At 67.5% G+C, this 22,274-nt stretch carries 17 protein-coding genes; 10 read left to right on the top strand and 7 right to left on the bottom strand.

The genetic code is table 11. From position 1 onward, the window contains the following. Positions 1–32: 32 nt before the first annotated feature. Genes CJ177_RS27310 through CJ177_RS27290 form a run of 5 tightly spaced genes read left to right on the top strand, consistent with a single transcriptional unit; the run spans position 33 to position 5,667 of the window. Entirely contained in the window at positions 33–1,472 is a 1,440-nt protein-coding gene (locus tag CJ177_RS27310) for a GntP family permease (RefSeq protein ID WP_095869054.1), read from the top strand. A 25-nt stretch (positions 1,473–1,497) separates the two neighbouring features. Then, on the top strand, positions 1,498–2,751 hold the full coding sequence (locus CJ177_RS27305; RefSeq protein WP_061696809.1) for a CaiB/BaiF CoA-transferase family protein: 1,254 nt from the start codon (positions 1,498–1,500) through the stop codon (positions 2,749–2,751). After that, the gene (locus CJ177_RS27300; protein ID WP_005244236.1) at positions 2,748–3,686 is read left to right on the top strand and encodes a hydroxymethylglutaryl-CoA lyase; all 939 of its coding nucleotides are present in this window, start codon (positions 2,748–2,750) and stop codon (positions 3,684–3,686) included. The genes CJ177_RS27305 and CJ177_RS27300 overlap by 4 nt, the downstream gene beginning before the upstream one ends. After that, positions 3,683–4,678, top strand: coding sequence for a D-glycerate dehydrogenase (locus tag CJ177_RS27295; RefSeq protein WP_095869053.1), 996 nt, complete (start codon positions 3,683–3,685; stop codon positions 4,676–4,678). Before CJ177_RS27300 ends, CJ177_RS27295 begins: the two co-directional genes overlap by 4 nt. Continuing rightward, the gene (locus CJ177_RS27290; protein WP_005244240.1) at positions 4,675–5,667 is read left to right on the top strand and encodes a glycerate kinase; all 993 of its coding nucleotides are present in this window, start codon (positions 4,675–4,677) and stop codon (positions 5,665–5,667) included. Before CJ177_RS27295 ends, CJ177_RS27290 begins: the two co-directional genes overlap by 4 nt. On the opposite strand, the gene CJ177_RS27285 is transcribed toward CJ177_RS27290, so the two are convergent. Next, positions 5,633–6,418 carry an IclR family transcriptional regulator gene (locus CJ177_RS27285; protein WP_025431892.1) on the bottom strand — a complete coding sequence of 262 codons (786 nt, stop codon included), beginning with the start codon at positions 6,416–6,418 and terminating at the stop codon, positions 5,633–5,635. The genes CJ177_RS27290 and CJ177_RS27285 overlap by 35 nt on opposite strands. A gap of 324 nt (positions 6,419–6,742) precedes the next feature. On the opposite strand from CJ177_RS27285, the gene CJ177_RS27275 reads away from it, so the two are divergent. Next, positions 6,743–7,210 carry a DIP1984 family protein gene (locus CJ177_RS27275; RefSeq protein ID WP_095869052.1) on the top strand — a complete coding sequence of 156 codons (468 nt, stop codon included), beginning with the start codon at positions 6,743–6,745 and terminating at the stop codon, positions 7,208–7,210. A 267-nt stretch (positions 7,211–7,477) separates the two neighbouring features. Here the strand turns inward: CJ177_RS27275 and CJ177_RS27270 are convergent, their stop codons facing one another. Both CJ177_RS27270 and CJ177_RS27265 read right to left on the bottom strand, forming a co-directional pair. Continuing rightward, positions 7,478–9,904 (bottom strand): ATP-dependent Clp protease ATP-binding subunit, encoded by a 2,427-nt coding sequence (locus tag CJ177_RS27270; protein ID WP_095869051.1) that lies wholly within the window; start codon positions 9,902–9,904, stop codon positions 7,478–7,480. 152 nt (positions 9,905–10,056) lie between these two features. Beyond that, the gene (locus tag CJ177_RS27265; RefSeq protein WP_095869050.1) at positions 10,057–10,944 is read right to left on the bottom strand and encodes an arginase family protein; all 888 of its coding nucleotides are present in this window, start codon (positions 10,942–10,944) and stop codon (positions 10,057–10,059) included. 103 nt (positions 10,945–11,047) lie between these two features. Here CJ177_RS27265 and CJ177_RS27260 point away from each other — a divergent pair, with 103 nt between their 5' ends. Next, on the top strand, positions 11,048–13,072 hold the full coding sequence (locus CJ177_RS27260) for an APC family permease (RefSeq protein WP_095869239.1): 2,025 nt from the start codon (positions 11,048–11,050) through the stop codon (positions 13,070–13,072). Here CJ177_RS27260 and CJ177_RS27255 read toward each other — a convergent pair. Together CJ177_RS27255 and CJ177_RS27250 are read right to left on the bottom strand one after the other, a co-directional pair. Then, positions 13,041–14,657, bottom strand: coding sequence for an FAD-dependent monooxygenase (locus tag CJ177_RS27255; RefSeq protein WP_061696814.1), 1,617 nt, complete (start codon positions 14,655–14,657; stop codon positions 13,041–13,043). The two genes, CJ177_RS27260 and CJ177_RS27255, sit on opposite strands and share 32 nt — an antisense overlap. 91 nt (positions 14,658–14,748) lie before the next feature. Further along, complete coding sequence (locus CJ177_RS27250; RefSeq protein ID WP_061696815.1) at positions 14,749–15,513, bottom strand: ABC transporter permease; 765 nt, start codon at positions 15,511–15,513, stop codon at positions 14,749–14,751. 136 nt (positions 15,514–15,649) lie between these two features. On the opposite strand from CJ177_RS27250, the gene CJ177_RS27245 reads away from it, so the two are divergent. Next, positions 15,650–17,971, top strand: a complete 2,322-nt coding sequence (locus tag CJ177_RS27245; RefSeq protein ID WP_095869049.1) for an ATP-binding cassette domain-containing protein — start codon at positions 15,650–15,652, stop codon at positions 17,969–17,971. Between the two features lie 15 nt (positions 17,972–17,986). Here the strand turns inward: CJ177_RS27245 and CJ177_RS27240 are convergent, their stop codons facing one another. Continuing rightward, the gene (locus tag CJ177_RS27240; protein ID WP_095869048.1) at positions 17,987–18,574 is read right to left on the bottom strand and encodes a carboxymuconolactone decarboxylase family protein; all 588 of its coding nucleotides are present in this window, start codon (positions 18,572–18,574) and stop codon (positions 17,987–17,989) included. Between the two features lie 239 nt (positions 18,575–18,813). Between CJ177_RS27240 and CJ177_RS27235 the strand changes: the two genes are divergently transcribed. Then, positions 18,814–19,758 (top strand): alpha/beta hydrolase, encoded by a 945-nt coding sequence (locus CJ177_RS27235; protein ID WP_143548709.1) that lies wholly within the window; start codon positions 18,814–18,816, stop codon positions 19,756–19,758. Continuing rightward, the gene (locus tag CJ177_RS27230) at positions 19,755–21,254 is read left to right on the top strand and encodes an FAD-dependent oxidoreductase (RefSeq protein ID WP_095869047.1); all 1,500 of its coding nucleotides are present in this window, start codon (positions 19,755–19,757) and stop codon (positions 21,252–21,254) included. Before CJ177_RS27235 ends, CJ177_RS27230 begins: the two co-directional genes overlap by 4 nt. Positions 21,255–21,275: 21 nt before the next feature. Here the strand turns inward: CJ177_RS27230 and CJ177_RS27225 are convergent, their stop codons facing one another. After that, positions 21,276–22,199 (bottom strand): LysR family transcriptional regulator, encoded by a 924-nt coding sequence (locus CJ177_RS27225; protein WP_095869046.1) that lies wholly within the window; start codon positions 22,197–22,199, stop codon positions 21,276–21,278. Between the last annotated feature and the right edge of the window lie 75 nt (positions 22,200–22,274).

The raw sequence follows: 22,274 nt of genomic DNA, 5'->3' as shown, positions 1-22,274 counted from the left end.
TCACTACCCGCCTCCTCGATAAGGACGCGCACATGTCAGACGTAGCAATCCTGATCAACACCACGGTCGCCGTCGCGGCGGTCGTTCTGATGATCGTGCGTTTCAAGTTCAACCCAGTGGTGTCACTGGTCGTCGGATCCGCCTACCTCGGACTCACGACGGGACTCGGCACGGCCGAAACGGTGGAAGTCATCAGCACCGGTTTCGGCGACATCATGGCCGAAGTGGGACTTCTGATCGCCTTCGGCGTCCTGATGGGCGCCATGTTGAAAGAAATGGGCGCGATCCAGCGCCTGGTCGGAACACTTCTGCGAGTGTTCGGGCCGAAACGAATGCCTTATGCGATGTCGCTGACGATCGCGACGTTGCTGCAGTCCATCTTCCTCGACGTCCTGCTCGTCATCTCTGCCCCGCTCGCCCGCAACCTCGCACCGAAGGTCGGCCGGGTCGGGACCGCACGCATGGCCACCGCCCTCGCCATCGGCCTGGAGTGCGGCATCGTGCTGATGGTTCCCGGTGTCGGCGCCCTCGCCCTCGCCGGACTTCTCGGTGTGCCGCTCGGCAAGATGCTGATCTTCGGGTTGATCCTGGTGATCCCGACCGTGGCGATCTCGGTCGCGATCATGTCGTTCCTGTTCACCCGCGGTTGGTGGAACCCGGAGAAGGACGAGGAGCACTTCCATCAGACGGTCGTCGACGACGAAGAAGACGAGTGGACCGACGGCAGCAGCGGCGGGACCACCCCTCGGCCCGAGGCCGGCGGAGGCGTCGCCCAGGCGCAGCGCGCCGCGACCGTCACCGAGGTCACGGCCGAGCGCGCGGCACACGACCGCCCCCTGATCCTGCTCCTCGCTCCGCTGCTCGTCTCCCTCCTGCTCATCGCGACCGGCGCGATCCTGGACATCGCCGAGATCAGCAATCCGGTCGTCGCGTTCGTGTCGGAGCCGCTCATCGCGCTGCTGATCGGACTGATCGGCACCAGCTTCGTCGGACGCCTCACCGTCGGCCAGCACCGTGTCCAGAAGGCGATCGCCAGCGGTTTCAGCGAGAGCGGCCAGATCCTCATCCTCACCGGTGTCGGCGGGTCCCTCGCAGCGACCATCGCCGCGGCCGGTCTCGGTGACATCCTCGGCAAGTACTTCACCGCCAATCACGCCGCTCCGCTGCTGATGGTGTGGGTGATCGCCGCCGTCCTGCACGTCGCCGTCGGCTCGGTGACCATCTCCGCCATCACCGCCGCGGGCGTCCTCGCACCCATCGCCCCGACCCTCGGCCTCGACCCCGTCCTCATCGCCCTCGCGGCCGGCGCCGGCTCCCTGTTCGCGGTGCACGTCACCAGCAACACCTTCTGGCTGCTGCAGTCCTTGATGGGTCAGACCACACGAGGCACGCTGAAGACGTGTTCGGTGGGAGTATCGGTGGCATCGGTCGTCGCAATACTGCTCGTCCTGCCCATGAGCCTCGTTCTCTGAGCGTCACTATCAGTTAAGGATCACCATGTTCTCCGACAACACCATTCGGCCACTCGACGGGGTTCGGGTACTCGAGCTCGGTAACTACATCGCCGCTCCGACCGCGGGCCGGATGCTCGCCGACTTCGGGGCCGAGGTCATCAAGGTGGAGCGCCCGAAGACCGGCGACGAACTGCGCAACTGGCGGCTCTACTCCGGCGACACCTCGATGCTGTACCGCACGATCAACCGCAACAAGAAGTCGATCGTGCTGGACCTGCGCACCGAGGAGGGCCGGCAACTCGTCCTGGACCTCGCCGCCAAGTGCGACATCCTGCTGGAGAACTTCCGGCCCGGCACCCTGGAGAAGTGGGGCATCGGACCGGAAGCGTTGAACGCGGCCAATCCGGACCTGGTGATCACCCGTATCTCGGCGTTCGGGCAGACCGGGCCGATGTCGCAGCGGCCGGGGTTCGCCGCGGTCGCGGAGGCCGCCGGCGGATTCCGTGAGCTCGTCGGCGACCCGGACCGGCCACCGGTGCGGGTGGGGGTGTCGATCGGCGACTCGATCGCCGGCCTCTACGCGGCGTTCGGGGCGGTGATGGCCCTGTTCCAGCGTGAGGCCGCGAAGGTCGCCGGAACCCAGGGTCCGTCCCTGCCGCATCGGATCATCGACGTCGCACTCAACGAATCGATCCTGTCGATGATGGAATCGCTGATTCCCGACTACCTCGCGTACGGCATCAAACGCGAACGCGTCGGCGGCCGGATGGAGGGCATCGCCCCGTCGAACGCCTACATCTGCAGCGACGGCGACAGCATCATCATCGCCGGCAACGGTGACGCCATCTTCCAGCGCTACATGGACACCATCGGCCGCCCCGACCTCGGCGCCGACCCGGATCTGTCCACCAACGCCGGTCGGTGGGCGCGCCGCGACGAACTGGACGCGGCGATCGGTGAGTGGACGATCCAGTACTCGCGCGACGAGGCGCTGAAGATCCTCGATGCGGCCGGGGTGCCGTCGGGTCCGATCAACACCGCCGCCGACATCTGCAGCGACGAGCAGTACGCCGCCCGCAACATGATTCAGCAGTTCACCGTCGACACCGGTGAGGCCGAGCCGAAGCAGGTCGGATTCCCCGGCATCGTCCCGGTCATCGGCGGCAAGTCACTGCCCATCCGCAGTGTCGGACCGGACCTCGGCGAGCACACCCGGGAGGTCCTCGAAACATTGCTCGGCAAGACCCCGGAACAGATCGACTCCATCGTCAACGACACAGTAGGTGGCCTCTCATGACGCAGTCCTTCGAATCACGCACCCTGCTCCGCGACGTCACCCTGCGCGACGGATTGCAGTTGACGGGCAAGATGCTGCCCACCGCCCGGAAGCTCGAGATCGCCCGGCGGCTCCTCGAACTCGGCGTGCCCGCGCTCGAGATCGGGTCGATGGCCCGCCCCGACCTCGTCCCGCCGATGGCGAACACCGTCGAGGTGATCTCGGAACTGACCCCGCAGGAACTGGACCACTGCTGGGTGTGGGTGGCGACGCCCCGGCACGTGGAGAAGGCCGCCGCCGCCGGCGCACGCCATTTCCAGTACTGCTTCTCCGCCTCCGATTCCCACAACCAGGCGAACATCGGACGTTCCACCGAGGACAGCCTCGCCGCGATGCCCGCCGCGATCGAACTCGCGCAGGAGGTCGGCGGCAGCATCCAACTGTGCATCGCGACGTCGTTCACCTGCCCGTTCGAGGGCCGGGTGCCCGAGCAGCGGGTCATCGACATCGCCAACGATCCGCGCGCCCACGGCGCCGTCGACGTCGTCGTCTGTGACACCCTCGGCCAGGCCGTCCCCGCCGAGGTGTACTCGCTCGTCTCCCGGGTCCGGCTCGAAACCCCGCAGCGCGGCATCGTCTTCCACGGCCACGACACTTGGGGGCTGGGGGTCGCGAACAGTCTCGCCGCGGTCGCGGCCGGCGCGATGACCGTCGACGGCGCCCTCGGCGGACTCGGCGGCTGCCCGTTCGCACCCGGCGCCAGCGGCAACACCGCCAGCGAGGACCTGCTGTTCGCCACCCGACCGGACTGGCTGAACCCCACCACATTCGGATCGCTCGTGGAACTGTCCGAGAAGACCCTCGCCGAACTCGGCGAAGCCAACCGGTCCAAGGCCGCGCAGGGCGCACGCTCCAATGCCACCGCGTTCGAGTGGGTCATCGGCGGCGGCCGATGAGCGGCGCCCGGTTCTACGTCACCACTCCGATCCCCGAACCCGCTCTCACGCTGCTGCGCGCCGCGGGCAGCGTCGATGTCCCCGAAGAACTTCCGGACGCCGCCCGGCTGCGGGAGGTCTGCGTGTCCGGCGACTACGACGTCGTGGTGTCCCAGCTTCGCGACACGTTCGACGCCGACCTCCTGGCCGCGGCGAAGATCCGCGGGATCTCCAACTACGCGGTCGGGTACAACAACGTCGACATCGGGGCGGCCACCGCGAACTCGATACTCGTCGGCAACACACCCGGTGTGCTCACCGACGCCACTGCCGACGTCGCGATGCTGCTGATCATGGCCACCGCCCGCCGCGCCGTGGAGGCCGACACGTTCGTCCGCGCCGGACGGTTCACCGGATGGGAACCGAACCTGCTCCTCGGCCAGGACGTTTCGGGACGCACGCTCGGTCTCGCCGGGTTCGGGCGGATCGCGCGTGCCACCGCGAAACGGGCACTGGCCTTCGGCATGCAGGTGCAGTTCTGCCCCCGGCCTCCCGGCGACCGGCCGGTGCCGGACGAGGAACTCGGGGAGTTCGCCGGACTCGTCACCCACACCGACTGGGACACCCTCGTCACCACCAGCGACTACCTGTCGCTGCACGTGCCCCTCAACGCACAGACCCGCCACCTGGTCGATGCGGGCGTGCTGACGGCGATGAAACCCACCGCGATCCTGATCAACACGGCCCGCGGTCCCGTCGTCGACGAAACCGCCCTGGTCGCCGCCCTGAAGTCCGGGGAGATCGCCGGGGCCGGGCTCGACGTCTACGAGGACGAACCCGCGCTCGCCCCGGGACTCGCGGAACTGTCGAACACAGTGCTGCTCCCCCACCTCGGCAGCGCCACGGTGTCGGTGCGCGCCGAGATGGCGAGATTGTGCGCCGAGAACGCTGTGGCCATGGCGCAGAACCGGATTCCCCCGAATCCGGTCAACCCGGAAGCGTGGAACTCATGACGGTTCTGATCGCCCCCGACAGTTTCAAAGGCACCTATACCGCAGGCGAGGTCGCCGACGCGGTCGCCGGCGGGGTCGAGTCGTCCGGCGGCACCGCGATCAGGCTGCCGGTCGCCGACGGCGGCGAGGGCACCCTCGACGTTCTCACCGTCCCCCTCGGACTGCGCCCGGTCACCACCCGGTCCCGCAACCCCTGGGGCAGCCCGTGCCGGCCGACGTACGGACTGTCCGACGACGGCACCGCGGTCATCGAGATCGCCGCAGCCTCCGGGATCACCACGCCGCACGACGGCCCCCGCGATCCGATCACCGCCACCACCTACGGCACCGGGATGCTCGTCGCCGACGCCGCCCGGCGCGGTGCCCGGCACATCGTCGTCGCGGCCGGCGGGTCCGCGACCACGGACGGAGGCACCGGGGCCATCGCCGCCATCGAGGCGGGCGGCGGACTCCGGGGCGCCGCCGTCACCGTGCTGACCGACGTCACCACCCGGTATGTCGACGCCGCCAGGGTGTTCGGACCGCAGAAGGGCGCCGACTCGGGCGCCGTGCAGGTCCTCACGCGGCAACTCGAGGCGAAGGCGCGGGCCCTGCCCCGCGACCCGTCGGGTGTCGACGCGACCGGTGCGGCGGGCGGGTTCTCCGGCGGGATGTGGGCGCGGTACGGCGCCGAACTACGCTCGGGCGCCGACTACATCCTCGACGTGATCGGCTTCGACACCCTGACCGCGGACGCGTCGGCGATCGTCGTCGGTGAGGGCAGGCTCGACGGGCAGACGAAAGCGGGCAAGATCATCTCCGCGATCCTCGCCCGCGCGGGCGCCACCCCGGTGTACGCCGTCGTCGGCTCCGTCGGCGACGATCTCGGCGGCTACCGGTCCCGGTTCGCCGGCGTCCTCGTCGCCACGGACGCCGTGGCCATGCACGAAGCCGGCCGCGCGATCGCGGCGCAGCTCATGACGGGTAGCGGCCACCCAGCGTCCGGGTGACCTGCTCGGCGCTGCCGACGAGCAGATCCACCCATTTCTCGCACTGTTCGCGTGGCATGCGCAGTGTCGGCCCGCTGATCGCCAGAGCACCGATCACGTCGGCGGACGAATCGAACACGGGCGCAGCCAGTCCCGAGGCGCTGTCCTCCCGCTCGCCCGCGGTGATGGCGTATCCGTCGGCCTTGGCCTGGTGGATCAGTTCACGCAGCACCGCGGTGTCGGTGACGGTGCCCTCGGTCATCGGCTCGATGGGGCCGGCGAGGACCTGTTCGGTGAGGTCCGGGTTCCAGGCGAGCAACACCCGCCCCGCCGATCCTGCGGGCAGGGGGACGATCTTTCCGACGTACATGTTCCGGCGCAGCGCGTGCTCGGTCTCCGCGATGGCCACGCACACGCGGTAGCCCTGCTCGACCCGGAAGAAGCTGGCGGTCTCGCCGGTGGCGTCGCGGATCTCCTTCAGCACCGGCGTGACGACAGCCAGTATGTCGAGTCCCTTGGTGGCCGTCGCGGCCCAGAACGCCATCTTCACGCCGATCCGGATCTGGTCGCCGGACCGGTCGAGGAATTCCTGCGCCACCAGGTTGCTGACCAGCCGTTGGACGGTCGACGTCGGCAGACCCGTCGCCTGGTGGATCTCGCCCAGCGTCATCGACGGACGCGTCAGGCTGAACGCATCGAGGATCTCCGTGATCTTGCTCAGCACCAGCAACGGTTGGTGCTTGGAGGTCAATTCGCCGTCTTCCGCTCGCATGCCTTCGACGATAGTCGCCCTCACCAGCACGTGAGTGCCAACGAACGGCGGAACACACTTCGGCACTCACCTGGGGCCGAATCGACTGTCGCCACACGAGCGTGGATGTGGTACTTATTGAAGATGCTCGATTCCAAGTCGACGAAAGGCGCATGAGCGCCCACCGAGATATCTCTCCGACACGATGGTTCGGGGAATTCATCCGCGCATTCGACGCGCGTCGATCCGTGCCCACACGGTGCCGCGACCCCTCCGCCCCACGGCGCACAGGTTTCCACCCTTCATTTGTGATGCCATTCAACGACTTCGAGGAAGGAGGTACACATGAAGTTGGCTGAGGCACTGGCCGAGCGCGGCGATCTGACACGTCGGGTGGAGCAGCTGAAGTCGCGCATCCTCACCAATGCGCGGCACCAAGAGGGCGAGTCGCCGGCGGAGGACGCGGCGGCACTGCTCCTCGAACTCGAGGAGGTCCTGGACCGCATGGAGGTCCTCGTCAGACGCATCAATCGGACGAATACTGCTGCGCCACTGGGCGACGCGACCATCACAGACGCGTTGGCCCGACGGGACATGCTCCGAATTCGGCACCGGGTGGTGTCCGCTGCCGCGGATGCCGCGTCGGGGCGTGAGCAGGACCGATACGGCAGGCAGCTCCGCTCCGAGCTCGTCTTCGTCGCCGCGCTGCCCGTGCGGGAACTACGACGGCGGTCCGACGATCTGGCCCGGCAGATCCGGGAGATCGATCTGCAAGTGCAGAAGGAGAATTGGGAAGTCGAGTTGCTCGACTGACTTCCGCTGGGTAGCAGGTAACCGTTTCCGGAGGCGAGCACATACCGCGGTCGGCGGTAATCCGGCCACCTTCTCCGCGCGGAGGGCGGCGCACCCCGGGCACACCCCGGATCACAGTGCAGCCCCGCACAACGCACAGGTGACGGTGCACGATGCACACCTCAACACCGGGTGCTGATTCGGAAACGGCGAGGGCGGGCAAGGGGCCTACCCACACAGGTGAGTGGCAAAGCGTGCCGGAGCACACTTTGCCACTCACCTGCAGTTCTAGCCGACTACGAGGTCCAACTCGTCGTCTGACACTCCGACCGCGATGCTGCCACCCTCGACGAGGACGTCGTCGAGCAGCAGATCGGCGATCCGGTCGTCGACTGCCCGTTGGATCGACCGGCGCAGCGGACGCGCCCCGAACTCAGGTTGGTGTCCGTGCTCGGCAATCCAATCGACCGCGGCGTCGCTGAACGAGATCTCGATGCCCTTGGACTGCAGCCGCTTCCGGCTGTCGTCCAGCAGCAGGTCGGTGATCCGGTGCAGCTGCTCGGTGTCGAGCTTGCGGAAGATCACGATCTCGTCGATCCGGTTCAGGAACTCCGGGCGCATCGACTCGCGCAGCCGGCCCATCACCCGATCCCGCAGCGGCTTCTCCGAAGCCTCGGCGTCACCGGTGCTGAAGCCCAGCGCACCCGACTTGCTGGAGATGATGTCGGATCCCAGGTTGCTGGTCATGATCAGAACGGTGTTCTTGAAATCCACCGTCCGGCCCTGCCCGTCCGTGAGCCGACCGTCGTCGAGCACCTGCAGCAGCGTATTGAACACGTCGGGGTGTGCCTTCTCGATCTCGTCGAGCAGGATCACCGAGTACGGGTTCCGGCGGACCTGCTCGGTGAGCTGTCCCGCCTCCCCGTATCCGACGTAGCCGGGAGGGGCACCGACGAGCCGGCTGACCGTGTGACGTTCACCGAACTCGCTCATGTCGAGTCGCAGCATCTTGTTCTCGTCACCGAACAGCGTGGCGGCCAGCGCCTTCGCCAGTTCGGTCTTGCCGACACCGGTCGGTCCGAGGAACAGGAAGCTACCCACGGGGCGATCCGGATCGTTCATGCCGGTGCGGCTGCGGCGCACCGCCCGGGCGATGGCCCGCACGGCGTCGTCCTGGCCGATGACACGACGATGCAGTTCGTCCTCGAGCCGGCGGAGGCGTTCCTTCTCCTCCTCGGTCATCTGGCTGGCCGGGATTCCGGTGGCCCGCGACACGACCTCGGCGATCTGCTCGGCAGTCACCTCGGGCGTCACGTCGGTCGTGCCGACCGCCTTCCCCTCGATCCGGGCCTGGACCTCCATCGCCTCGTCCCGCAGTCGCGAAGCCTTCTCGTACTGCTCGTCGGCGACGGCCTGCTCCTTGGCCTGCTCGAGTTCCGCGAGCTTCGCCCGCAGAGCCTCGACATCGACGCTCGGCATCCGCAGCCGCAACCGGGCTCCGGCCTGATCGATCAGGTCGATCGCCTTGTCGGGCAGGAAGCGGTCGCCGATGTAGCGGGCCGACAGCTCGACGGCGGCGGAGATCGCCTCGTCGGTGTAGCGGACACCGTGGTGCTCCTCGTACCGGTCACGCAGACCGGACAGGATCGCCACCGCGTCCTCGGCACTCGGCTCCGCGACCGTCACCGGCTGGAAACGGCGTTCGAGCGCCGGATCCTTCTCGATGTGCTTGCGGTACTCGTCGAGCGTGGTGGCGCCGACGATGTGCAGCTCACCGCGTGCGAGTTTCGGCTTGAGGATGTTGCCCGCATCCATGGCGCCGTCGGCGCCGCCACCGGCACCGGCGATGGAGTGGACCTCGTCGATGAAGACGATCAGCTCGTCCGAGTGGGCCGAGATCTCGTCGATCACCTTGTTCAGGCGTTCCTCGAAGTCGCCGCGGTACCGGGTGCCCGACACCATGCTCGACAGGTCGAGCTGGACGATGCGCTTGCCCGTCAGGCGGTCGGGTACGTCGCCGTCGACGATGCGCTGGGCCAGGCCCTCGACGACCGCCGTCTTGCCGACGCCGGCCTCACCGACCAGCACGGGGTTGTTCTTGGTGCGGCGCGACAGGATTTCGATGGTCTGCTCGATCTCGTCGGCACGCCCGATCACCGGGTCGACTCCGCCGCCGCGTGCGCGTTCGGTGAGGTCGAAGCCGTACTTGTCGAGCGTGGGGGTCACGGAGTTCGAGGACTCCTCCTCCACCGATCCACCCTGCACGGCGGTCTGCAGGCGCTCCGGGGTGATTCCCTCGGACGCGAGCAGGCGTCCGGCGGCGTGGTCCTGATCCGCGGCGAGCGCCAGGAAGAGGTACTCGGGATCGATGTAGGTGGACCCGAGGGCGCGCGCGAGTTGGTGCGCCTCGAGCAGCGCCGTCTTCAGCGCGCCGCTCAGTGCGGGTGTTGCAAAGCCTGACGTGTCACGGCTCTGGGGCAGACGCAGTTCGACGGCATCGGCGACGGCCGACGTGTCGGCGCCTGCGCGGCGCATCAGAGAGGTGACGGGTTCGTGTTCTGTCATGACGCGCAGAACGTGGAGTGCATCGAGTTCCGCATCGCCACGACCTGCGGCGAAACGGGCAGCAGCAGCCATGAGCTCCTGGGTGGAGCGGCTCATGAGCCGACTGATGTCGATGCGACCTGGGCCCTCCGGCCCGAAGAATGCTGGCATTCCTCAGCCTCCTAATAAGTTGAGCGTTACTCACTCAACTAACGTGCCAACCCTACGATCAATTCCCGCAGGGGATGGATGTGAGCTCGATCACGACGGTCCGTGGCGGTGCCGACTCGGTCCAACGACGACAGGAACCCGGATCTTCCCGCTCACGGCAGGGTGCGTCCGAGAAAGTCGAGCACTCGGGTCACCTGGTCGCCGGTGGGATCGAGATCGGGGCGGAAGTCGGCGACGCTGACTCCCACGAGTCGAGGTGACCGCGCCAGAGGCGCGACGACGTCGGCGAGTTGATCCCAGTCGAGGCCACCCTGCTGGGGGTACGTCACCGCATCGAGCGACTCGGGATCCAGCACATCCAGGTCGAGGTGCAACCACACCCCGGTGCCCGTGCTGGCCAGCCATGCGGCAGCCTGCCGACCTGCGACGACAGGGTCATGCACGACGGCCGACGCGTCGATGCGGCGCAAGTCGGAGGGCAACCGGGCCAGTTCGGCGGCGGACGCCGCGTCCAGGCCCTCGGTGCGATGGCCGATCAGAACCGTGTCGCTCGCCCCTACCATCGGGGGCGTCCCGGCCAGCGTGATCAACGCGTCGGCGCCGACTCCGGCGAGCACCGCAAGCTCCATGTCCGCCGTCTCGCCCGTGTCCGAGGAGAGTCCGTCGAGATAATCCGGATGCCCGTCGACGAACCACAGTCCCGCCGAACCCAGGTGCCCGCGCAGCGCGGGAAAGATCCCGAGCAGAATGCTGCAGTCGCCGCCGACCACCAGCGGTCGCCGGCCCGGCAGGTCCGTCATCGCGACCGCCAGATCGTCCGCCAGCGCGTGAGCGGCCCGCACCGTCTCGGACAGTGCGATCACGCCCGTCCGTTCGTCCCGGTCCGTGCGGTCGATCACGGTCGCGGCGTCGCCGACATCCCGGCCGACCATCGCGGACAGGCCGGCCTCCCGAAACGCGTGCGGCGCTGCCTGTTCGCCACGAGCCGAACCGGAGCAATCCCACGGTGCACCCAGCAGGAACCAGCCGGCAGCGTCCATTCGGCCATGATCCACCAGGCGCTCCGCACCCGTGCGCCTTTTCGGTAGCGGGAACAACCGGAAAGGCGCACGGGCGCGAAGCGCCTGGTTCTACGCTGAACTGGTGGTGGCTCTCGTTCGAGCGGTCCGGCGGCTGGCTTTGGGACGCCCGCTGCGCAGTGACGACCTCGGGGAGCAGTTGCTGACCAAGCGTCTGGCGCTGCCGATCTTCGCCTCCGACCCTCTGTCGTCCGTGGCGTACGCGACGCAGGAGATCCTGCTGATCCTGTCCCTGGGCGGTCTCGCGTATTTCTACCTGACGCCGTATCTGGCAATCGGGGTCGTCGTGCTTCTCGCCGTGGTCGCCCTGTCGTACCGCCAGGTGGTGTACGCCTACCCCAGCGGGGGCGGCTCGTACGAGGTGGCCACCAAGAATCTCGGGCCCTCAGCCGGCCTGACGGTGGCGTCGGCACTGCTCATCGACTACGTCATGACGGTGGCGGTGTCGGTGTCGGCCGGCGTCGACAATCTGATCTCCGCCGTGCCCGCGCTGAACACGCACCGGGTGGCGCTGGCCGTGGCGTTCGTCGTGCTGCTGACGGTGATGAACCTGCGCGGCATCCGCGAATCGGGGACCACGTTCGCCTTCCCGACGTACGGGTTCATCGCCGGGGTGATGATCCTGATCGTGACGGGGTTCGTCCGCGTCGCGGCCGGTTCCACACCCGTCGCCGAAAGTGCCGGGTACACCATCGAACCGGAACTGTCCGGGCTGACCGGTCTTGCCCTCGTGTTCTTCGCGCTGCGCGCATTCTCGTCCGGATGTACCGCGCTGACGGGTGTCGAGGCGATCTCCAACGGGGTGCCTGCGTTCCGTAAACCCAAGAGCGCCAACGCCGCGAAGACACTCATGGCGATGGCGGCGACGGCCATCGTGATGTTCGCGGGGATCACCGCGCTGGCCATCGTCGCCAAGGTGCACGTCGCGGTGAACCCGTGCGATCTGATCGGGTTCGCCGGAAACTGCGAGACCGATCCGCAGCGCACCGTCATCGCCCAGATCTCGGCCGCCGTGTTCGGCGGCACCACCAACATCGGCTTCTTCTACGTCCAGGCCGCGACCGTGCTGATCCTCGTGCTCGCCGCGAACACCGCCTACAACGGTTTCCCGCTGCTCGCCTCGGTGCTCGGCCGCGACCGCTACCTCCCCGTCCAGCTCAACACTCGCGGCGACCGGCTGGCGTTCAGCAACGGCATCGTGCTTCTCGCCGTCACGGCGGGCGGATTGATCGTCCTGTTCGACGCGTCCGTCACCCACCTCATCCAGCTGTACATCCTCGGTGTGTTCACCTCCTTCACTCTCAGCCAGGCGGGCATGGTCCGGCACTGGAACCGCGTGCTGGCAACCGAATCCGACGCCCGCGAACGTCGTCGCATCCACGGCCGACGGGCCCTCAACGGCACCGGCGCCGTCCTCACCGGCACCGTCCTGATCATCGTCACGATCACGAAGTTCACCCAGGGCGCCTACCTCGTAGTAATCGCCTTGCCGATTCTGTTCTTCCTGATGCGCGGGGTGCGGCGGCACTACGACCGGATCGCGGCCGTCCTCGTCGTCGACGAGGACAGCTTCACCCTCCCCTCCCAGGTGCACACCATCGTGCTGGTGTCCGTGCTCAACAAACCCACCGCCCGGGCGCTGGCCTACGCCCGCGCCACCCATCCGACGACGCTCGAGGCCGTCACCGTGCTGGGCGACAGCACCGGAAAACTGCAGCGGGAGTGGGAGAAGTACGAAGTTCCGGTGCCGCTGAAAGTCCTCGAATCGCCGTACCGTGAAGTCACCCGGCCCATCGTGGGGTACGTGAAATCCGTCCGGAAGCGGATCCCGGACGGAGTCGTCACCATCTTCATCCCCGAGTACGTGGTCGGTCGCTGGTGGGAACACCTGCTGCACAACCAGAATGCGCTGCGACTCAAGGGCCGGTTGCTGTTCACGTCCGGGGTGATGGTCACGAGCGTGCCGTGGCTGCTGGATTCGGCCACCAGGGTCGGGGCGCCGCTCGGCAAGCCGGCGCCGGGCGACATCCGGCGCGGCCTGCCCACCACTCCCGAGCTCAGCGGAAAGTCGACTTCAGGTACTCCGTGAGACCGTCGACCGCGACCGGACTCTGCCGGAACCCGAGATAGCCGTCCGGACGGACGACGAACGCGGCGGAACCCTCCGCGCCGTACGCGTGCGCGAACTCGCCGTCGCGGTCCCGGACGAGGGGAAGCACCGTTTCCCCGACATCGGCGGAAGGCGACGCGACGAGGTACGTGTCGACGAGTCCCTGGGTCGCCGCCTCCACGGACGTCGCCGCGGCCTCGAGCAGTTCCAGCCCACGCGCGTCGACCGATTCGTCGGCGTACAGCAGCAACGTGTGGTTCCGTCCCGCGAGGAGAGTGAACAGCCGGAGGGGAAACGCGACCGCGGCACGGGTCAGCCCGCGGGCGTCCGGTGCGCGGCTGCCGGGCGTGAGCGCCGCATTCGACTCCGGTTGGGCGACGATCGGACTGTCCGCGTAGCTGATGAGGAGTTGAGCCTCGCGTCGGATCACATAGTCGGGATCCGACGACCCCGCCCCGATTCCCTCCCGGGCGCTGCGCACGGTGCGTCCCACCACCTCCTCGCCGACGGGCCGCCGTTCGGCGTCGTAACTGTCCAGCAGATCGGAGGCCGCGGCGCCGGACACGGCCAGCGCGACCTTCCACGCCAGGTTGTGGGCGTCCTGGATGCCGGTGTTCATGCCCTGCGCGCCGGTCGGCGGATGAATGTGGGCGGCGTCGCCCGCGACGAACACCCGTCCGCGCCCGTACGAGTCGACGATGCGGTGGCTGATCCGGAAGACGGAGGACCAGCGGAGGTTCGACGCCCGCGTCGGCTCGGGTGACAGGCGGTCGAGCACGGCCTGGATGTGGCTCAGCTCCGGTTTGGGTCCCGCTTCGAAGCCGTGCGCGATCTTGTCGGCGGCCGGGGTGCCGGTGCCGGCGAGGTCGCTGGGCACCAGCATCGACATCCGGTAGCGGCGGCGCCCGGGTAGCGGAATGCATACGAGCAGATCGTCGGTCTCGCCGTCCGTCTGATGCATCGACCGGATTCCGTAGCCACGCGGCATCGACCAGTCGACCTCGACGTCGCCGAGCATGTACTGCTCGACGAACGCACCGCCTTCGAAGGTGAGGCCGAGGCCCTTGCGGACCACGCTGTGGGCGCCGTCGCAGCCGAGAAGGTACTGGGTTCGGACGGTTTCGTCGCCGTCCGCGCCGGTGACCGTGGCGACGACGCCGTCGTCGTCCTGTTCGAACGCCGTCAGTTTCGTACCTCGTTCGATCGTGGTGCCGAACGTGGCCAGATATTCGGTGAGGATGCGTTCGGTCTCGTACTGGGGCAGACCGATGAATTCGAACGGGACGTCGGCCGGTAACGCCAACTCCAGACGGGCAACCTCGTCGCCGTTGACATACACGATCTGTCCGCGCATCTGGATCGCCGCGTCCAGGATGTGCCGCAGCACACCCATGCTCTCGAACACCTCGAGGCTGCGCGGTTGGATTCCCACCGCCTTCGCATACTGCGGTGGCTCGAGGAGTGGATCGATGATGCGGCAGGCGACACCTCGCCTGCGCAGTTCGATCGCCGCCGTCAGACCGACCGGACCAGCTCCGACCACCAATACCTCGGGATGCACCACAAGACACCGCCTCGTCAGCAGGGACCGACCACCGACCAGTATGCGGGACCGACGATGCACTTGACCGGCGTTCGGGCCAGACCCGGATCCTTCACGTTCGCGCGGTGTGGAGTCTCGGCCGGTGAACTGCTTCCCGGGCCACCAGTTCGATCGTGACGGCCACCGCACACGTCTGCGCGAGCAGCAGCCCTACGAGGACGAGGATCTGGACCGCCCCGGCCTGAACGGCGGAACCGCTTGCCAGCAGCACCCCGACGAACGCCCCCGGCAGGGTGACCAGCCCGACCGTCCGGGTCTGATCGAGTCCCGGGAGCAACGCATCCGAGGCCGCAGACCGGACCACTTCCATGCGGGCATCGCGGACGTCGAGTCCGAGGCTGAGCCCCGCCTCCACCTCACCCCACCGCTGTTCGACCGCATCGAGCGCGCGTCGCGCGGCGAGGGAGGTGGCCGTCATCGCACCGCCGAGCACGATTCCGCCGACGGGAACGATTGCGACACCTTCGAGCGGAACCACCCGGCTGACCAGCATCAACGGTACGACGATCCCCACACCCGCAGCGAGGGACAGCGCCAGCCACGCGGCCGACCGGCCGGCTTTCGCGCGGCGAGCGGACGTTCCCACCGCCGCCACGAACATCACGGCCAACACGAGGATCGAGGACCACAGATGCGCGAGAGCCGCGGCCAGGATCAGGGACACCGCGGCGAGCTGGGCAGCGCCGCGAATCGCCGCGGCCGGCACGACGAGTGGGCTACCGAGGTGGGTGAAGCGGTAGACCACCGCCGCGCACACGACCATCACGGTGCACAGCACAGCCAGTCCGACACCGGGATTCGCCAAGGACGTACTCACCCGGCTCAGTGTTCCTCACTTCCTGGCCGCGAGAATACCGAGAGTGACCGTTATGCCGACGAATCCCGGGCCGCGCATGCGACCATGGATGGAGTCGACGCTCTACGCCCGATGACGCTGACCGGAGGCCGTGGCGATGGACGACCGGGCGAACACAGCGCACCCGCGGGTCGTGGTCGAGACCGAACACGACCGGACGAGCTACAGCGCGGGCAAGGCCGTCCGCATCGGCCGGGATCCGCAGCTGGAGATCACGATCGTCGATCCGATGGTGTCGCGCGAGCATGCACGGCTCACCTGGGACGAGGGATGGCAGCTGGTCGACTCCGGCAGCAAGAACGGGATCTACGTCGACGGTGCGCGCCGAGAAAAGGTCCCCGTCACGAACCCCGTCGTCGTCCGCCTGGGTGACGCTGCCGAGGGGCCGGTCGTGCGGATCTCGGTCGAGGACCCGGACGCGACGCGACAGGACGTGGGCGCTCGATGGGACGAGTCGACGATCGGCGTAGGTGCCCCGAGCGCCCCGCCCCCGACACCGCACGAGGCGGTCCCGAAAGGATCCCTCACGGTGGGACGGTCGCCCGACAACGACATCGTCGTCCGGGACGTGCTGGCCTCACGCCATCACGCCATCGTCCACAACGTGCCGTCCGGCCTCGAGATCGACGACCTGGGGAGCGTCAACGGAACGTTCGTCGGAGACATCCGGGTGTCGCGCGCGCAGCTGACCGACGGCGACGTCGTCACGATCGGCAACACCGATTTCAGCGTGCAGGAAGGCAGGCTCGTTCCACGGCAGGCGGTGGTTCCGACCGCAGGCGGGCTGCGGGTGGACGGCGTCGGACTCACCATCGAAGGCGGGCGTCGGCTGCTCGAGGACGTCACGTTCACTGCCCAGCCCGGCAGTCTCACCGCGGTGATCGGCCCCTCCGGCGCGGGAAAGACCACGGTGGCCACCATCATCTCCGGTTCGGAACGCCCCACGGAAGGTGTGGTCGAGTTCGAGGGACGCAGCGTGCACGCCGAATACCAGGTGCTGCGCTCCCGAATCGGGATGGTCCCCCAGGACGACGTCGTGCACCGGCAGTTGACGATCAGGCAGGCGCTCGGCTACGCCGCGGAGCTGAGGCTGCCGCCGGACACCAGCCGGGCCGACCGTGAGGAGGTGATAGAGACCGTGCTCGACGAGCTGCAGCTGTCCGAACACGCCGCCACAAGGGTCGATCGGCTGTCCGGCGGCCAGCGCAAACGCGCGTCCGTCGCGATGGAGTTGCTCACCGGCCCGTCCCTGCTGATCCTCGACGAACCGACGTCGGGTCTCGACCCTGCGCTCGACCGGCAGATCATGGCGACGTTGCGCCGCCTCGCCGATTCGGGCCGCGTCGTCGTCATCGTCACGCATTCGCTGTCGTATCTCGAGATGTGCGATCAGGTCCTGCTCCTCGCACCGGGCGGCAAGACCGCCTACGTGGGCCCGCCGGACAAGGTCGGGGCCGCGCTGGGCAGCACCGATTGGGCCGATATCTTCGCCCGCGTCGCGGCCGACCCCGACGGGTTGTTCGCCGAGTACCGCGCGACCCGCCCCGCCGTAGAGGTGCCACCACCGAGCCCGCCCGGACCTCTCGGCAGTCCCGCGCACACGTCGCGGCGCAAGCAGTTGAGCACCGTCGTCCGCCGGCAGGCGCGGCTGATCCGCGCCGACCGTGGGTACCTGATCTTCCTGTCCCTTCTTCCGTTCGTGCTCGGCGGCCTGGCCGTGCTCGTGCCCGGAGACACCGGGTTCGGTCCGTCGGGCCTCGACGAATCCGGTGAACTCACCCAGATCCTGGTCGTGCTGATCCTCGGCGCCGCGTTCATGGGTTGCTCACTGACCATCCGCGACCTCGTCGGGGAGCGCATGATCTATCACCGCGAACGTGCCGCCGGCCTGCTGCCGTCCGCCTACCTGACGGCGAAGATCGTCGTATTCTGCGCCGCCGCGATCGTGCAGTCGGTGATCATGGTGACGATCGTGTTCGTGGGCAAGGGTTTTCCGGGCCGGGGCAGCGTGATCCCCTCCGGCTCCGTCGAATTGATCGTGGACATCGCCGTCACCACCTGCTCCTGCGTCCTCGTCGGATTGGCGTTGTCGTCGGTGGCGCGCTCGAACGAGCAGGTGATGCCGATGCTGGTGGTCACGATCATGGTGCAGTTGGTGATGTGCGGAGGACTGATCACGATCACCGGACGCGCCGTGCTCGAACAGGTGTCGTGGCTCTTCCCCTCCCGCTGGGGGTTCGCGGCCGCCGCCTCGACGGTGGACCTGCGCACGAACGCCACCGGCACCGAACCCGACACGCTCTGGCAGCACAGCGCATCGTGGTGGCTGCTCAACATCGCCATGCTGGTGCTCATCAGTTGCGTGCTCGCGGTCGTCACCTACAGCCGGCTCCGGCTGCGCCGTCCCCGCCGGCGCTGAAACAGATGCTGCGGCCTACTCGTCCTCGAGACCCGCCGGTGCGCCGACGCCGAAGACATTCATCATTTGAGACAGGGTCCGGTAATAGCCGACCAGGACCACGAGTTCGAGCAGCGCCGAGTGACCGAGGCCGGCTTCGAATCGACGGAAGTCCTCGTCTCCGAGGGTGTTGGCGCCGTCGAGCAGATGACGGCACACGTCGTACGCAGCCTGTTCAGTGGTGTCTTCGGAACGGAACTCGCCGCTCCGAAGTGCCGTCGTCTCTTCGGCGCTCAACCCGACGGCGTGTCCGACCCGTTCGTGGGCATAGCGTTCGAATTCGCTCTCCGTTGCGGCAGCGACCGTGAGTATCGCGATTTCTCTGATCCGGGCGGTCATCGCCGTCCGATATCGCACCGCACTCCCGAGTTCCTGCAGCGCAGAGCCGAGTCCGGGCACGTGCAACATCACCCCGAAGGGCCCGTTGAGCCTGCCCCCGTCATCCTGAAGCGCGAACAGCTGGGGCCCCTGTGCGCGCGGACCAGTCACGATGCTGTCGTACAACGCCTGCTGCTCGACGTCCAACTCGGCGGGCGTCAGGGCCTTGATCCGTGAATCTGCCATGAAATTACCATCTTTCAAAATTGTCGGCCAGCGGAGGCGCGGTGACGAGACAGAGTATGCCGCGCCGGGCGCCGTTGTCCTGCGCCGACCTCGAATCGCACCCCGAACTGAAGCTATTCGTTCGGTGGATTTCCCCCATACAGAACTACCGATTCCCGAATACTTCCTGATCCGCCACCCTTGAGCCACGGGCCACCGCGGTTTGTGGACCCGCGACCAGGCGAAGAGGTGACGTCAACGTGAGAACCCCGGTCGGGCAGTCCGCCCGATACGAGATCCAATTCTGTCCCGACATCGAGTTCGGGCGTCCCGACGGGCACGTCCTCCGACTCGATCTGTCTCTCCCGCTCGGCGTTGCCGCCCCCGCCGTCGTCCTCTACCTGCACGGTGGTGGTTGGATTACCGGTTCTCGCAAGAGTCATGCCGCGCGGGCGGAGCGACTCGCGCAACACGGACTTGCTGTCGCGAGCATCGACTACCGCTCCTCCACCGTCGCTCCCTTCCCCGCCCAGATCATCGACATCGTGACCGCGATCGAGTGGCTGAACGGGCCCGGGCAAGCCTTCGGTGTCGACACGAATCGTGTCGCTCTCTGGGGCGCGTCGGCAGGCGCCCATCTCGCGCTTCTGGCCACCGCCACTCCGGCGATTCCGCGTGCACCGCACGATCTGCCCGGGCCACACGTGCAGGCCGCTGTCGGCTACTTCGGATGTTACGACCTCACCTCCCGGGGCGACCACGACCGTCCGGACGCCGGCTCGCCGATACCGCGGGAGATCCTCGAGCAGGACTGGCCGTCAGGGGTCCCCGCACCGCCGTCGGCTCGTTACCTGAGAGCCCGATTGCTGGGGATCGACGAATCGACGGTGTGCGATCGCGAACTCGCCGCTGTCAGCCCGTTCGCGAAGGCGCACGACATTCACGTGCCGGTCTTCCTCCTCCACGGAACACGCGACTCGGTCACGTCGGTGCAGCAGAGCCGGCGGATGGCACAGGAACTTCGACGCCGCGAGAAGACGGTACGCCTGCGCCTTCTCGAGGGCGCCAACCACGAGGACTCCGCGTTCGACACGGACACCACGGTCGCCGAAGTGGCCGCGTTCCTGCACGAACACCTGGGCCGATCCTACCCCACGCCCCCGCTTCCCACGATGCCGTACAACAAGGAGAGTGATTCGAAATGACTGCTCGAGTAATAGTCGTCGGCGGCGGACCGTCGGGTCTGACGGTCGCGACCGAACTGGCCCGGGCCGGAGTCGACGTCGTCGTCCTCGAACGTCGAACGCAGCCGGTGCAGTCGCGGGCCGGGACCGTATTGCCGAGGGTTCTCGAGCTTCTCGATTCTCGGGGCCTCGTGCAGAAGTTCATCGACCGGGCCGCGACCATTCGGCCCAATCCTCTGATTCCCGTGCATATCTGGGCAGGGATGCAACCGGTGGAATGGCGTCACCTCGAATCGAGGTTCGGGTTTCGGCTGGTTCTTCCCCAGAATCACACCGAGGAACTGTTGCTGGAGGAAGCGCTCCGTCTCGGTGTCGTCGTCCGGCACGGCGTGACTGTCGAATCCGTCGTTCAGCAGTCGACCGCCGTGACCGTGACCGCGGCGGCCGAGGACGGACCCGTGAGGTTGTCAGCCGATTATCTGGTCGGCGCGGACGGCGGGCGGAGTATCGTGCGGTCGCAGCTCGGTCTCGGTTTCGAGGGCCACGGGCCGACATTCACCGGAATCGTGGCAGACCTGAGGATGGATCGGCCCTGGCCCGAAGCGCGGCGGATGATCGACAACGACAAGGGCTGGGTCACCTCGTTTCCGTTCGGTGAGAACGAGTCCATCACCCGGTTCAACATCGTGCACGCCGAGCGCAGGCACGCTCCTGCGTCGGAGCCGGTCACGGCCGACGAGGTCCGCCGATGCCTCACCGAAGTTCTGGAGAAGGACCTGCCGTTCGACGACCTGGTGTGGGCGTCCCGTTTCACCGATTCGCTCAGAATCGCAACGAAATTCCAGCAGGGTCGAGTGTTCCTCGTCGGCGAATCGGCGCGCATCCACTATCCCGCCAGCGGCGTCGGGATGAACTTCTGCATCCAGGATGCGTTCAACCTCGGGTGGAAACTCGCCGCGGTCATCAATGAACACGCAGGACCGGCGCTCCTGGAAACCTACGAGGCCGAACGCCGCCCGGTGGCGGAAGCACTGCTGAGAAGTGTCGCGGCGCAGTGTTCGGTCCAGTTCGACTTCACACCGGAGGGGGTGGCGTTCAAGCGGATGTTCGAACGCGACCTGATGCCCATTCCGGAGGTCAATCGCCGAATCGGGCTCGAACTCAACGGGCTGTCCTTCCCCTACCCCGCTGATTCGCACCAACACCCGATGGTCGGATACCGCTGTCCCGATCTGGATCTCGTCACCCGGACCGGTCCGATGAGGATGGGTGAAATGCTGCGCGAATCCGCCCTCGTCCTCGTCGACGCCACCGGGGCAGGCACATACGCGGACCTCGCTCTGCAGGGCGTGCCGGTTCGCGCACACACCGGCCACATCGTGCTGGCACCCACCGGGCTGGGCGACGTCAAGAGCCTGCTGGTCAGGCCGGACGGATACATCGCCTGGGCCAGCGCCGACACCCCCGCACGCGAGGACGCACAGCTGGCGATCAAGCGGTGCCTCGCCGTCCAATGAAATGCCGGGAGGGCCCCGCACTCACCCGAGCGACTTGACGAGTTGCGCTCTGAGCCAGCGATGTTCGGGATCCGCGTTGTACATCGGGTGCCACCACAGCGCATGGTTCAGTGGGGCGAGATTCAAGGGGAAGTCGACCGACCGAATTCCCATTCCGCCGCTCATCCGGGCCGCCAATCGCTCCGGCAGAAGGGCGATACGATCGGTGTGGGCGACGAAATACGGCAGAGCCAGGTAGTTCTCGCCGACAACCTGCACGTACGGTTCGACTCCCTGAGCCCTGACCTGATGCAGCGGTGTCGTCGCGGCGTGGGGATGCGTCTGAAACACAGCCCACGGGTATTCGGTGAGCTGGTCCAGCCGTATTGCGTCCCCGACGTGCTCGTTGTCCTCGGCCACCACGCAGACCCACCGGTCGGAGAAGAGGTCGACCGAGGGCAGGTCGCTGACGAAGCCACGGGGTACGACCAGGGCATCGGCGGTACGGAGACTGTCCGATGCGCGGTCGACGATCTCCGGTCGCAACTGCACGAAGTTGATGCGCAGGTGCGGAGCCTGCGCCAGCAGATCGCGGGTGACGGTGTCGCCGACGGCGGCGAGCATGTAGTCGGACATGATCAGGGTGAACTCGCGGCTGGACCGTTCGATCTCGATGCCCGGCTCGGCGTCGAGCACTCGATCGACTGCGGAGATCGCCACCGTCGTGCGCTCGACCAGGCTGCGGGCGAGCGGCGTGAGTTGATACGAGTTGCCGACCCGAGCCAGTAGCGGATCCCCGAAGTACCTCCGAAGCCGCGCGAGAGCCGCACTCATTGCCGGCTGGCTCAGACCGACTTCGATCGCCGCGCGGCTCACGCTCCGCTCGCGCAGGAGCGCGTCCAAAGACACGATGAGGTTGAGGTCCAGCTTCGCGCGATGGCCGGAGATCCGCTGTATCGAGCTCATGGATACAAACTATAGGCAACCCGGCGTTCCCAAATAACCGCGGGAAAATGAGACTGAGAGCAGTCAATCTGCCTC

This window comes from Rhodococcus sp. ACPA1 (assembly GCF_002300195.1).
Lineage (GTDB): Bacteria > Actinomycetota > Actinomycetes > Mycobacteriales > Mycobacteriaceae > Rhodococcus_F > Rhodococcus_F opacus.
Note: the sequence above shows the minus strand (reverse complement) of the source record. Positions and strands in the feature narration are given on the sequence as shown.